Annotated in this window: 14 protein-coding genes and 2 riboswitches; of the genes, 4 read left to right on the forward strand and 10 right to left on the reverse strand. The window is 51.5% G+C overall.

Going from position 1 to position 13,405, the window contains the following annotated elements:
* Window positions 1–240 precede the first annotated feature (240 nt).
* The 4 genes from AC6ESO_RS15975 to purE all read right to left on the reverse strand — a co-directional run bounded on the left by AC6ESO_RS15975 (window position 241) and on the right by purE (window position 4,277).
* A complete protein-coding gene (locus tag AC6ESO_RS15975; RefSeq protein WP_210663323.1) occupies window positions 241–1,131 on the reverse strand; it encodes a phosphoribosylaminoimidazolesuccinocarboxamide synthase in 891 nt (296 codons plus the stop codon).
* Between the two features lie 189 nt (window positions 1,132–1,320).
* The gene (gene purB, locus AC6ESO_RS15980; RefSeq protein ID WP_494821101.1) at window positions 1,321–2,616 is read right to left on the reverse strand and encodes an adenylosuccinate lyase; all 1,296 of its coding nucleotides are present in this window, start codon (window positions 2,614–2,616) and stop codon (window positions 1,321–1,323) included.
* Between the two features lie 6 nt (window positions 2,617–2,622).
* Complete coding sequence (purK, locus tag AC6ESO_RS15985) at window positions 2,623–3,795, reverse strand: 5-(carboxyamino)imidazole ribonucleotide synthase (RefSeq protein WP_497092220.1); 1,173 nt, start codon at window positions 3,793–3,795, stop codon at window positions 2,623–2,625.
* Entirely contained in the window at window positions 3,792–4,277 is a 486-nt protein-coding gene (purE, locus tag AC6ESO_RS15990; protein WP_090978892.1) for a 5-(carboxyamino)imidazole ribonucleotide mutase, read from the reverse strand. The genes purK and purE overlap by 4 nt, the downstream gene beginning before the upstream one ends.
* 207 nt (window positions 4,278–4,484) lie before the next feature.
* A riboswitch (purine riboswitch) is annotated at window positions 4,485–4,585 on the reverse strand.
* A gap of 369 nt (window positions 4,586–4,954) precedes the next feature.
* Here purE and AC6ESO_RS15995 point away from each other — a divergent pair.
* The 3 genes from AC6ESO_RS15995 to AC6ESO_RS16005 are packed head-to-tail and all read left to right on the forward strand — an operon-like array spanning window position 4,955 to window position 7,340.
* On the forward strand, window positions 4,955–5,839 hold the full coding sequence (locus AC6ESO_RS15995; RefSeq protein WP_497092221.1) for an ABC transporter ATP-binding protein: 885 nt from the start codon (window positions 4,955–4,957) through the stop codon (window positions 5,837–5,839).
* 12 nt (window positions 5,840–5,851) lie between these two features.
* Window positions 5,852–6,649 (forward strand): DUF2705 family protein, encoded by a 798-nt coding sequence (locus AC6ESO_RS16000; protein WP_497092222.1) that lies wholly within the window; start codon window positions 5,852–5,854, stop codon window positions 6,647–6,649.
* A gap of 31 nt (window positions 6,650–6,680) precedes the next feature.
* Window positions 6,681–7,340: a TetR/AcrR family transcriptional regulator gene (locus tag AC6ESO_RS16005; RefSeq protein ID WP_497092223.1), complete on the forward strand. Its 660-nt coding sequence runs from the start codon at window positions 6,681–6,683 to the stop codon at window positions 7,338–7,340.
* 54 nt (window positions 7,341–7,394) lie between these two features.
* Here AC6ESO_RS16005 and AC6ESO_RS16010 read toward each other — a convergent pair whose 3' ends face one another.
* From AC6ESO_RS16010 to AC6ESO_RS16030, 5 genes are all read right to left on the reverse strand, one after another.
* A complete protein-coding gene (locus AC6ESO_RS16010) occupies window positions 7,395–8,789 on the reverse strand; it encodes a solute carrier family 23 protein (protein WP_494821106.1) in 1,395 nt (464 codons plus the stop codon).
* 133 nt (window positions 8,790–8,922) lie between these two features.
* Window positions 8,923–9,023, reverse strand: a riboswitch (purine riboswitch).
* A gap of 143 nt (window positions 9,024–9,166) precedes the next feature.
* Window positions 9,167–9,337, reverse strand: coding sequence for a hypothetical protein (locus AC6ESO_RS16015; RefSeq protein ID WP_497092224.1), 171 nt, complete (start codon window positions 9,335–9,337; stop codon window positions 9,167–9,169).
* 35 nt (window positions 9,338–9,372) lie between these two features.
* Window positions 9,373–9,516, reverse strand: coding sequence for a hypothetical protein (locus tag AC6ESO_RS16020; protein WP_497092225.1), 144 nt, complete (start codon window positions 9,514–9,516; stop codon window positions 9,373–9,375).
* 97 nt (window positions 9,517–9,613) lie between these two features.
* Window positions 9,614–10,621, reverse strand: coding sequence for a Gfo/Idh/MocA family protein (locus AC6ESO_RS16025; protein ID WP_497092226.1), 1,008 nt, complete (start codon window positions 10,619–10,621; stop codon window positions 9,614–9,616).
* Entirely contained in the window at window positions 10,618–11,652 is a 1,035-nt protein-coding gene (locus AC6ESO_RS16030; RefSeq protein WP_497092227.1) for an alcohol dehydrogenase catalytic domain-containing protein, read from the reverse strand. Before AC6ESO_RS16030 ends, AC6ESO_RS16025 begins: the two co-directional genes overlap by 4 nt.
* 198 nt (window positions 11,653–11,850) lie before the next feature.
* Between AC6ESO_RS16030 and AC6ESO_RS16035 the strand changes: the two genes are divergently transcribed.
* Window positions 11,851–12,735 (forward strand): helix-turn-helix domain-containing protein, encoded by an 885-nt coding sequence (locus AC6ESO_RS16035; RefSeq protein WP_497092228.1) that lies wholly within the window; start codon window positions 11,851–11,853, stop codon window positions 12,733–12,735.
* A 139-nt stretch (window positions 12,736–12,874) separates the two neighbouring features.
* On the opposite strand, the gene AC6ESO_RS16040 is transcribed toward AC6ESO_RS16035, so the two are convergent.
* Window positions 12,875–13,339, reverse strand: a complete 465-nt coding sequence (locus AC6ESO_RS16040; protein WP_497092229.1) for a hypothetical protein — start codon at window positions 13,337–13,339, stop codon at window positions 12,875–12,877.
* Window positions 13,340–13,405 lie beyond the last annotated feature (66 nt).

Here is a 13,405-nt window from a genome sequence, read left to right on the forward strand (position 1 = left end):
TCGCTGTTGAACTTTAGGAAACTTGAACAATATCCTAGCGGATGTTTCCCAAGTTCAAAGGCGATCGCTTGCGCTCTACGGCTCGACATACCACTTATTTGCTTCGCCCATCCTGGAAAACAATTTTGCAGGATGCTCTGGGAGCATCCTGGGCTCGCTTCGCGGGGCTATTCGCCGCCGCTTGCGTCGCCTGATTTATGTGGTGCGAGCCATCTGTGCTTGGCCCGCGGGTTTTGATTACTAGACCAATGCTTCGCCTGTTAGTGCTTTGTAGATGGCTAGGTAGCGGTTGGTTGTTTCTTCTACGACGGCTTGCGGGAGCGGAGCCGGTTTGCTGTCTCGGTCCCAGTCGGAGCCGAGCAAGTAAGTGCGTACCGGTTCTTTGTCCATACTGTCGATTTCGATGTCGTAGGCATAGTTGTCTTTCGCCCAGAAACGGGAGGAATCCGGGGTGAAGATTTCGTCGATGAGAATGACTTTACCATCTATAAGGCCGAACTCGAATTTGCAATCCGCCAAAATGATGCCGCGCTCTTCGCAGAAGCCGCGCGCATATTCGTACAGCGCAATGCTCTTATCGCGAAGCTCTTCCGCCAGCTCGGCGCCGACCATCTCTTGCATCCGCTCGAACGGGATGTCTTCGTCATGGCCCACGTCGTTCTTCGCAGCCGGCGTGAACAGCGGCGCAGCAAAACGCTCGTTCTTGCGCAGACCTTCCGGCAGCTCGATGCCGTTAATTGCCGATGTTTTCACATATTGTCTCCAACCGCCGCCGGTGATATAGCCGCGAACGACACATTCGATATCGATGCGCTCTGCTTTCTTGGAAACCATAATGCGGTTTTTCAGAAGTTCAGGCTCCGTTACGAGATCGCCAAGCTTGTACACGTCCGTGTGAACGATATGATTCGGCATCATAGCCGCCGTTTGATCAAACCAGAAAGCCGACAACCGATTCAGCACGTTGCCTTTCTCCGGAACAGCCGGATCCAGCACATAGTCAAACGCGCTGATGCGGTCCGTGACCACAATGAGATAATGCTCGCCAAGATCATAAAGCTCGCGCACCTTGCCCTTATACAGCAGCGGCGCCTTCACATAATCCACAGCCGTGGACAACGCTTGTGTCATTTCAATCTCTCCTTTTTTCAACGGTTTGATTTAGATTTATGCACGTAATGACGGAGCAGGAGAAAACAGTCTGTAGAAGCGTCAGCGTTCGCCTTTGTACAAGGATTTCAACCTATAATCCCTTATAGTTCAAAGAAATCCAAGGTACAACAGCGATCGAAAGACGTTTTCTCATGCGCAGTCATGCCTTTAAATCAACTCAAGCCGTCTGAAAATGGTATCCACGTGCTTAAGATGCCAAGCCGGGTTAAACGCATCAGCGATTTCATCAGCGGACAAATGAGCCGTAATCTCAGGCGTCGACTCGATGATATCGCGGAATTGGCGCTGCTCTTCCCATGCTTGCATCGCGCGCGGCTGTACAGTGTCGTACGCTTGCTCGCGGCTCATGCCTTTATCGATCAGCTTCGTCATGACGCGGCCGGAGAACGGCACGCCGAACGTACGCTGCATATTGCGTTTCATGTTCTCAGGGAACACCTGAAGGTTCTTGATGATGTTACCCAGACGGTTCAACATGTAGTTGAGCAGCATCGTGGAATCCGGCAAAATCACGCGCTCAGCCGACGAGTGGCTGATGTCACGCTCATGCCACAGCACAACGTTCTCGTAAGCTGTCAGCATATGGCCGCGGATAACGCGGGACAGACCGGAGATGTTCTCGCAGCCGATCGGGTTGCGTTTGTGCGGCATTGCGGATGAACCCTTTTGACCTTTGGCGAACGGCTCTTCCACTTCACGGAACTCACTCTTCTGCAGAGCGCGGATTTCCGTAGCGAATTTATCGAGCGAAGTCGCGATCAGTGCCAATGTGCCAATGTACTCCGCATGACGGTCACGCTGCAGCGTTTGCGTGGAGATCGGAGCAGGCGTAATGCCAAGCTTCTTACATGTGAATTCTTCTACAAAAGGATCGATGTTCGCGTAAGTGCCTACCGCGCCGGAGATTTTGCCGAATTGCACGCCGTTAGCCGCATGGCGGAAACGCTCCAGGTTACGCTTCATTTCTTCGTACCAGAGGGCAAGCTTCAAACCGAACGTTGTCGGCTCCGCGTGTACGCCATGCGTACGGCCCATCATCGCTGTATCTTTATAAGCAACCGCTTGGCCGCGTAAAATTTCAATAAAGTTCGTAATGTCTTTCTCCAAGATCGTGTTCGCTTGAAGAAGGAGGTAACCCATCGCCGTATCCACAACGTCTGTGGAAGTCAGGCCGTAATGAACCCATTTGCGCTCAGGTCCGACTGTTTCGGATACCGCACGCGTGAACGCGATAACGTCATGGCGTGTCTCAAGCTCGATCTCGTTGATGCGGTCGATGTTGAACGTTGCTCCTTTGCGAAGGGCTTCAACATCCTCGCGCGGGATTACGCCAAGCTCTACCCAAGCCTCGCATGCGCAAAGCTCAACCTCTAGCCATGCCTTGAATTTGTTCTCTTCCGTCCAAATCGCTCTCATTTCCGGTCTGCTGTAACGTTCTAACATCGTGAATTAAACCCTCCAAATGTTGGTTTCGGAAATCCATGCCAGCGCTTGCTCCACATCCGATGCAAGCACGTTGACATGACCCATTTTCCGTTTATGTTTGGCTTCATGTTTCCCATATAAATGAATTTTAGGCGCTACGCCTAAACGTTCCGCATGTTCATCTTGCTTCGCGATCAGTTCCAGCAGCGGCTCCACATGCTCGCCGAGCACGTTCACCATAACAACCGGCGTAAGAAGCGCCGTGTCGCCAAGCGGCAAACCGCATACGGCGCGCACGTGCTGCTCGAACTGCGATGTCCGGCAAGCTTCCATCGTATAATGGCCGCTGTTATGCGGACGCGGCGCAAGCTCGTTGACGAACAATTCGCCGTCCTCCGTCAAGAACAGCTCCACCGCGATCAAACCGACGGCGCCAAGCCCTTCAGCGATTCGTGCAGCAAGCCGCTCCGCTTCCCGCTGAAGTTCTTCGTCAATCCGTGCAGGCACGATCGACAGATGCAATATGTTATCGACGTGGATATTCTCCGCTGCCGGGAAGGTACGAATCTCGCCCTGCGGGCTTCTTGCCGCAATGACCGAAAGCTCCTTCTGGAAGCGAATGAACTGCTCCAGCACAAGCTCCGTACCGGCACGATTCAGCGTCTCGAACGCCTCATCGATTTCAGCTTCGCTGCGGATGACCCATTGGCCTTTGCCGTCATAGCCGCCCATAGCGGTCTTCAGCACGCAAGGCAGGCCGAAGCGGCCTACTGCCTCGCGAAGCTCATCTGCGCTTCGCACTTCGGCATAAGGCGCAACCTTCACGCCCGCCGCTTCAATCGCCCGTTTCTCACGCAGCCGATGCTGCGTCGTATAGAGCAGCTCGCTGCCTTGCGGCACGTACGATTCCTCCATCAGCATGGCCGCAACGCCGGCATCGACGTTCTCGAACTCATACGTGATGACATCGGAGCGCTCCGCCAGTTCGCGAGCCGCATCGCGATTGTCATACGCGGCTACGATTTGACCGGCAACTTGTCCGGCAGGCGCATCCGGCGTAGGATCCAGTGCCACGAACCGATATCCCATGGCGCTGCCTGCATTCGCCATCATCCGGCCAAGCTGACCGCCGCCAAGGATCCCGACTGTGGAGCCGGGCAAAATCACTTTCACTTCTTTACCCGTGCCGCCGCTCATAGCGTCTCACTGCTTTCGAGCACTTCCTGCTCAATCCGCTCGCGGCGCGCAAGCACGCGGGCTTGTACATCCGGATCGAACGCGCCGAGCATCTGTGCTGCAAGCAATCCCGCGTTTGTGCCGCCGGCGTTGCCGATCGCAACCGTTGCAACCGGAATGCCGCCGGGCATCTGTACGATGGACAGCAGCGAGTCAAGTCCGTTCAAATTCGAAGACTTCACAGGCACGCCAATAACCGGCAAGATCGTCTTCGCGGCGACCATGCCGGGCAAATGTGCAGCTCCGCCAGCACCCGCGATAATAACCTTCAAGCCGCGTTCTACTGCTGTTTCTGCGTATTGGAACATAAGGTCCGGTGTCCGGTGAGCCGAAACAACCTTCTTCTCGTAGGGGATTTGTAACTCGTCCAGAACGTCACAGGCTAGCTTCATAGTCTCCCAGTCTGACTTACTGCCCATGATGACGCCGACTTTTGCTGACATCTGCTTATAACCACCTTTGTTTGATGAAGGAATCGGATTACAGTACAAGCCACAAAAAAAGTCCCTCAGCACAGGCTCCACAACATGGATGGCTTCGGGACTTACAAGTCCAGCAATGAAGATCAAGCTCTATCGCCGCCCTGCTAACCGGTAGACAGGAACGGCAATAGACAACATCAGGCTGCCCCGTCAAGGCGGCAACCTGGTTCTTCAACTGCATGGGCTCGTAGTCCGAAAATTAAGGTTCTCGGGTAGATACTCTCGGGCCTAATCCCCAAGGATATACGAGTCTTGCATGGTAAGTATATGATTCGTTTTTCGCTATCCCTAGTTTATCAATCCTGACGCAGAATGTCAACGAAAAAACACGAACATTAAATTCAAATAAACTTATAAAAGTTCGTGTTTTGCCTAGTTTTTGCAATTTTCACGAATTATTTTGAACAATCTGTGATTTTGTTGGGTATTCGGACCATTGCTGACACTGCCTTCTAATCCCGCCCTCCTACAAAAACCGACAAAATACGCACGCTATTCAAGTCGATGGGAGCACCAAATCCCTATTCGCGAGCACACAAAAAACGTATTGACTCATCAGTCAATATAGGATTACAATCACATTGACTCATCAGTCAACATTCATAATTAACCCTCTAAAACGATAGGAGGCTCCAAGCGTGAAACCAATCGTCGAACTTCGTCAGTTGACGAAAACGTACGGCAAGAGCCGTGGCATATCCGATGTATCCTTTACGATCGGAGAAGGCGAAGTATTCGGGTTCATTGGACCGAACGGCGCGGGCAAGAGCACAACGATCCGAACGCTGCTCAATTTTGTCTTTCCTACCTCGGGCAGCGCCTCGATCCTAGGTATGGACATCGTGAAGGATGCCAAGGCCATCCGCCGCCAAGTCGGTTATCTGCCTTCAGAAGTATTTTATTATGATGACATGAAGGTTATGGATCTGCTCAAGTATTCGGCGGCTTTCTATGATCAAACGGATTCCAATCGCATCACGGAGCTGGCCGAGCGCCTCGACCTGGATCTCTCCCGCAAAATCGAGGACCTCTCCTTCGGCAACCGCAAGAAAGTCGGCATCGTTCAAGCGCTGCTGCACAGGCCGAAGCTGCTTATACTCGATGAGCCGACCGGCGGCCTAGATCCGCTTATGCAGAATACGTTCTTCGAGCTGCTCACCGAAGAGCGCATGAAGGGTACAACGATCTTCTTCTCCTCCCACATTCTGAGCGAGGTACAGAAGATGTGCGACCGGGTCGCCATTATTAAAGAAGGTGCGCTTATTAAAGTCGAATCCGTCGAGCAGCTGCTTAAGAACAACCTCAAGAATATTACCCTGACAGCTAGCAATCCCGAGGCCATTGGACTCCCGCAATTGAAGGGCATCTTAAAGCAAGAAACGACCGGTTCCCATGTGAAGCTGCTATATGGCGGCGATATGAAAGCACTCATTCAAGGATTGGCGGACTGCGCCTTCACGGATATTTTGATCGAAGAGCCTTCGCTTGAGGAAGTATTCATTCATTATTATGAGAAAAAATAAGGAGGCTGTACGATGCTTCTAAGAAGAGAATTCAAACGAAATCTTCGGGGATTGATCATTTGGAGTATTATTATGGCCGGGATCATCCTCTTATATTTAAGCATTTACCCGGAATTCGCCAAGCAGCAGCAAGGGCTGGACGATATGATGAGCACCCTTCCCGAGGGGATGAAGAAGGCTTTCGGCATGGATCGGCTGAGCATGAGCACCCTGCTCGGATTTTATGGCATCGAGATCCACTTGATGACGACCTTGCTCGGCAGCATTTTCGCATCCTTACTGGCTTCTAATATCGTAGCGAAGGAGCAGCATGAGAAAACGATCGAATTCCTGCTCTCCAGACCGATTACGAGAACCCAGATCATCGGCCAGAAGCTTGCTGCCGTAGTCATCAATATTGTGCTGTTCAACCTAGTCATTGTGGCCGCCAGTCTAATCGGGTTTCAATTCTCGAAAGATAACGACGTATCGCTGTCTACTTTCTTCCTGCTGGAATCGGCCGTCCTGCTCATGCATCTGACCTTCGCAAGCCTCTCGTTCTTGTTCTCGGCGATCCTGAGAAGGACCCGATCCGTCGTATCCATGTCGCTCGGACTTGTGTTCATCACTTATTTCTTCAGCATTATTTCGGGCGTTTCCGACCATTTCGCATGGTTCAAATATATCAGTCCCTTTAAGTATGCCGAAGCGGCAGCCATCATAACCGACCGGTATTTCGATCCGCTGTACATCACCATTATGGCCGTCGTTATCGTCTGTTGCGTGCTGTCCGCTTACTGGTATTATAGTAGAAAAGACATCACCGTTTAGTCGTCTTTAACAGAACTGAGGTGTTTTAACCGTGTACCCCGCATTCGCGAAGCTTCCTGAAGAGAAACAGGAGCTCATCATGACGATTTGTATCGAGGAGTTTGCCAAGAACGGCTACACAAACACCTCCACGGATACGATAACGGCGAGAGCCGGTATTTCTAAAGGCATTTTGTTTCATTATTTTAAAAGCAAAAAGAACCTCTATCTTGCCGTTGTCCAGCATGCGATGGACTTGCTTGTTGAGAAAACGATTACTGCGGTGGAAGCGATCGGCGCGACTGATTTCTTCGAGCATATCAAGGAGATCGTGCTGGCGAAGCAGCGCGTGACTTTGCATTATTTTCAAGAGACCGAGCTTGTGCAGCGTGTCATCAGCCTTCCGCCGAAGGCCGTCCAAGCCGAGATTGAGAAGCTGATCGAAGCGTATCAGAAGACGTTCACGACGCCGGCTATGCTGCGGTCCATCTATAAAGCCGAGCTTCTGGACGCCGCCCCGCTGCGGGATGGGCTGGATGCCGAGGCGGTTTTCAACCATGTCACCTTCGTCTTGAATGCATTGTCGAACAAGTATCTGCAGCTTCACAAGACACAGGCTCTCGCTCCCCCCGTTATCGAGCAGAAGCTGATCCAGGAGATCGATATCTTTATCGATATGATCAAGTATGGAGTCTACAAGCAGCACGGCTAAAGGCAAAAAAAGAGGACGGCGCAGATTCTGCGCCGTCCTCTTCATTGTTCACTATTAGCCTTGGCTTCCGATAAACGCGTAACGCGCGACGATCAGAATCGCAAGCACCCACATGAGCCAGTGCACTTTGTAGCCGCCTTTTTTGCCGGCAAGATTAGCTGTTGTAGCCAGCACTACATACGAAACGATACCGAAGGAAACACCGTTTGCGATGTTGTAAGTGAACGGCATAAGCGCAACCGTCAAGAACGACGGGATTGCATACACCATGTCTTGGAAGTCGATTTCTTTGATCGATTGTACCATGAGCACGCCGACAATGATCAGTGCAGCTGCAGTAGCAGAGCCCGGGATCAATGCGATAACCGGCCATAGGAACAATGCTGCCAAGAACGCAACGCCTGTCGTTACGGCAGTAAGACCTGTACGTCCGCCCTGCGCGATACCCGCAGAGCTTTCAACGAATGCCGTTACTGTGCTTGTACCGAGCATTGCGCCGCCGCTGACGCCGATCGCATCAACCAGCATCGCTTTACCAACCAGCTTCTTGCCTTTTGCAGGGTCTTTCATGTAGCCGGCACGGTTCGCCGTACCTACCAGTGTACCGAATGTATCGAACAATTCAACGAATGTGAAAGTCGCAATGATGGAAATCAAGCCGGTGTCCATAACACCTTTGAAGTCGAAGTCCCAGAAGTTGCCTTTGCTGAAATCAGGGCTCCACGATTGGCCTTTCAACGCTTCGCTCACGTTCACGTCGCCAGTCAAGATCGCGATGATCGTCACGCCAAGAATACCGAACAGAATCGCGCCCGGTACGCGCATTACCATCAGAATCGCGATCAGCAGTACGCCGATCAGCGTCAGGTACACGCTGGAGTTCTCCAGGCTGCCCATGTGGAACACGGACTCGAAGCCCAGAACATCCGTGAAGACGCCTTTAGGAATATCCGTAACCGTATTCTCAACGCCGACTGTCATAATACCGCTGTTTTTCAAGCCGATGATGGTGATGAAAAGACCGATACCTACTGTAATGGCATGCTTCAAGCTGTCAGGAACAGCTGTAATCAGCAGCTGACGAATTTGCGTAATCGTCAGGATCAAGAAGATGATACCGGAGATAAATACGGCCGTCAGCGCCATTGAAGGCGAGATCGGTGTATCTGTTGCTTTAGAAGCAAGTACCGTTGCCGCGAAGTAAGCGTTCAGACCCATACCCGGCGCGAGCGCAACCGGGAAGTTCGCGAACAACCCCATCGCAATCGTGAAGATACCGCCGGCTAATGCCGTTGCCAAAAACACCGAATACCCATCAAGTCCTGCAGTTCCGAGAATGCCCGGATTGACGGCCAAAATGTAAGCCATCGTCATAAAAGTCGTAAGGCCCGCCATAATCTCTGTCCTTACATTTGTTCCGTGTTCCTTCAAACGAAAGAAACTACCCATTTTTCAAAAACCCTCCCCAAAAAATGTTTCAGAACAAACAAGAACCCAGAAAAAAAATGCCGATGGTGTCGGCATTTCTCCTTAGGTTCCACGCAAAACAAGACAAGAAGGCGCGATATGACCGATCGCAGCCTTACTTAGTCTTGCTTCTCGTAGACAGGTCATTTACGGTGACCTCGTAGAGACTCTCAAGCCGATTCTTGAGATTATACGAAAAGATATGCTGTTTCTGTTTGTATTGATCTGTGAACATTTTAGCGAGGAACTCCCGAGCCTGTCAATGGGAAACGTTTGCAAATTAGGTAATTGTCCTTATAAAGTGGAAAAGCATCCTTCCATTGCGCTTTCCCGCATGGTTCTGCTCGTCCACTACGATGTTAATGGAATCGTTTCATCAGGTGATGGATTGCTGCGGATATCTTCTCTTTATTTCGCTTTTCCGAATCGGCTTTTTCAAGCGCAAGCAGCCCTATGCTGTATCCCAGGATGGCTAGAGAAGAGGAAATTTTCGCAAGATCGTCTGCTGTAATCTGCTTTTGTTCCGGCATTCACGCAACGCTCCTTCATTCAGGATAAACCTGTTTCATTCCTGTTTCTCTGTTCTGGCTTTCAGTACTGCAAGCAACCCAAATAGATCTCCGACAACTAAAATGATCGCCGCCCACAAAGCAAGGTCATCAGCAGATAATTCACTCAACTCATCTTTGGTCGTTGTTGCTCTCGCCATTTGGATTACCCCTTGTTCTTTAACTGATAGTAGCCTATGCACTACGGGCATTAGCCGCGTAGGCTACTGCCCTGAAGGGTAAAATTTAATCCGGCGACTAGTATCCGGATCCACGCGCGGCATCCACCTTAACTCGTCTTCCGCTCTCGAACGAGCGAATGGCCGCATCCGCGATCGCCAAGGCGCGATACCCGGCAACGGCATGAATCGGAGGCTGCTGTCCAGCCATAAATGCCGCCAGCATAGCATCGACATGCTTATCCATCGTGAGATGGAATTGGCGATCCGCATCATTGAAGTATCCTGCTTCCCAGGTCTCGCCCAGCTCGCTTCCGGACGGATGGAACGTATACCTCTTGACGGTATCGTGAATCACGACCCGTCCCTTCGTACCGTCCAGTTCAACACGATGCGTGTCCGGATACGCATAAGAGGAATCATACGTTCCGATTAGACTGCCGACCGCGCCGCTGCTGAATTTCAGAGATAGCGCGATGGTTCGGTAACCTGCTTGGGTCAAGTCGGACATCTCGGCAGACACCGCTTCAATCGGTCCGCATAGATGTTCCAGCATATCGAAACCGTGACACTGCGTCTCGATGAGGTTGGCATGCGGATGCGTGCTCGAACCCTCTCCCCCGAAACGCCAGGATGCAAAAGTCAGTTGCCCGAGCCGCCCCGCTTCGATCGCTTCGCGCGCCAATTGGACCGGCTTGGCGTATCGATGGTTAAAGTTAATCGCAAAAAACAACCCGCGTTTGTCCGCTTCGTTCAACAGTATATCTGCCTCTCTCAAAGAGAACACAAGCGGCTTTTCCACAAATAGCGGCACGCCTGCCTGAATCACCTGAAGCGTCGTTTCAAAATGACCCTGGTTCGGTAAGCACAAACTGACCAGATCTGGCTGCTCCTTCTCCAGCATAACGGCAAGATCCGTGTACGCCGCGGTATGAAATTGCCGGGCAGCCTTTATGGTTTTCTCCGGATTGCGTCCCACCAGTGCGCAGAACTGAACCTTCTCGTGGGCATCGAATATTCTGGCATGCTGTTTTCCCCAGCCGCCTGTACCGACAAGCGCTATTTTGACCCGTCCCGTCCCGCTCATTGTTCGATGATCACCTTCCCGGTATCGCCTTGGAAAAACAGCTCGTACGCTTCTTGGAGTTGGCTCAGCGGAAATCGGTGCGTAATGATTTGCTTCAGGTAGGGTAGATTCGCTAAGAGCCGCAGATGATTGTCCTGCAAATCCTTGTACTGGAAATACTCGCTGCCAAGCACCGTCCGCTCCGTCGCGATCAAATCACCGGAAACCTGCAAATGCAGTTCCTCCCCATGCCCCACACATACAAGCGCGCCGGGTTTGTTCAAACAATGAAGCGCGGCTTGCCGCGCAACCGTTCTGCCGCTGGTATCCACAGCCAGATCGACACCATCAACCTGCATGGCATCCATTCGCTCGCGAATACGCTCACGGCCAAGATTGACCGGGATCGCCCCCATCTTCTCTGCCAATTGAAGGCGGTAGTCGTTGAAATCCATGATGAATACAGGCGTTTCCTCGCCAAGCAGCAATTTGATCATCGCCAGAACGCCAAGCCCAATTGGGCCGGCTCCTGCGATAACGGCGGATCCGATGCCCGGAAGCACCTGAAGGCCGCGTTTGATCGCATGCCCGCCGGTTCCCATAATATCCAGAAGCATCGTCGCTTCCGCCATTGGGATCGATGGATCAATTTCAAAAAACACACGTTCGCTAATCAGCATATAAGGCGCGTAGCCGCCGTCATGCGAGAACCCGTAATCTGCGGATTTGCTCAGACACAGGTTGGTAAAGCCCGACATGCAATTCCGGCACGAGCCGCAAAATTCCATAAGAAACACAACGCCGTGCGCTCCTTCGCGTACGGCAGTGCCCGCTCCCGCTGCAATGACAATGCCTGCAGCCTCATGGCCTGGCACGATACGGGTTCCATGCTGGAACTGCCCGCGATCTGAACCGCACAAGGCATTCGCCTTTACCTTCAGGAGCAGTTGCCCTGGACCGGGCACCGGAATTTCCTTTTCCCCGTATTCAATTCGTCCTCCCCCTGCAAAAATCGGAACCGTCATGGACCTCATTACACTCGTGTTCTCCATTGGCAGACAACCACTCCTTCGTTTGAAGTACGTCCCTTATGCTTGCGTAACCACTAACACATCTTTATTATTCTTCGGTGGCAGAAACACTCGTAATACGAATAATGATATAATATGGAACGAGATTTTCCTTGTAGGATCCGATGATCTTCTTGTCAAAAACACTTATTATAACAAGCAATAGAAGGGACTTTGGGAATGGCAGTAAAGGACAATCCGCTGAGCTATCACGTCTCTCCTCATGTTCGGCTCTGTTACACTTTCGAGCGTTCCGACTTTGTACAAGGCCCGAGGAGGCTTCTTGATTATCTGTTTCTTTATTTGGAGAAAGGGCGTTATGTGCTTACGATCGAGGGGAGGGAGCATGAGCTGCTGGAGGGAGAATTTGCGCTCATTCAACCCGGATTACTGTTTACGACACACGGATTCGGCGATTGCGTCGTCCCCAATGCGCATCTGGATTTCTTCTACAATCCGCTGCGCGAACAAAGCTTTGTCACCACGCCGGGAATGACGACTTTATCCAAATATTCCGAGCTGATGCAGCCTCGGCTTGATGAACTGGGTCTGGCGCAGCTCCCGCCGATCATCGTTCCCGAGAATGCGAAGAAGCTGAAACACACCCTTATGCAAATGATCGATAATTTCAAAAACCACGATGTAGTCAGCATGATTAAGGTGCAGCAATTAGCGCTGGAGCTGCTGGTACAGCTCATTGGCAGCAGCGGCCGCCAAAGTCCGGCGAGTCATTATTACGAGCATCGTTTCCGAGCGCGCATGGAGGCTTATTTATCCTCCAATCTATCGGCGCCGCTCAATATCGCTGACATGGCCCGGCATATCGGCTACTCGGAATCCCATTTCTGCCTCATATTCAAACAAGTTTTCGGCGAACCGCCGCACAGCTACCTCACCCGGATGCGAGTCGGTAAAGCCAAGGAGCTGCTGCGCTCCACCGAGCTCCATCTGGAGCTGATCGCCGAATATTGCGGCTTCGCCAACGCCTCCCATTTCTCCAAAACCTTCAAACAGTCCACGTCGCTCACCCCAAGCGGTTATCGGCAAAGCTCGGAGGAGGAGTAGGATGGGCATGATCGCGCACAACGAAAAGGACTCCATGGAGATGCCCCTCGATGATGCTCGCTTGCGTCAAGTAATACGAAAAAACCCTCAATCCCCGCTTTAGGCGAAAATTGAGGGTTTTACACATGGGATAGACCAGCTATTCCCCGTTTGCATAGAGCTCTTGCCTTAGAAGAATGTTAAGCTTCTCCGGGGGATTACAATGCGGATGATTCATGAAAATCTCTTGGGTTCTTCCTTTTATTTGGTACCCTTCTTCAGCGACTCCATCCACTAAAGCTTGTACCGAAGATTCGATCTGATCGTAGCTTCCGGTATGTAATAATTGCGCGCAATAGCGTTTGGGGGCAGCCGTCAAAGAAAGATCGAAATCGAAACGATCCAGCCTATTCTTCAGCTCCTGGATAGTGACATGAAATAAATCATAGGTGATGTAATCCGGAACCCACATCATTGCCGTAAACTCCGTTTCTTCTTCACGCTCTGTTGCCCACGCCATTTCGATCGGCATTCTGCTGAAATTTTTCCCTAGCTCCCGCACCGTGTGATACTTGACTCGATTGATGAACCGGCCCATTGTCCAAACCTCTTTATACTCATGCATCTTGTAAATATCCCGATCACCGGATCCCGAAGCAACCAAGTATTGCATCTGAGGGAGTTGATAAAT

The sequence above is a fragment of the Paenibacillus rhizoryzae genome (assembly GCF_059686995.1).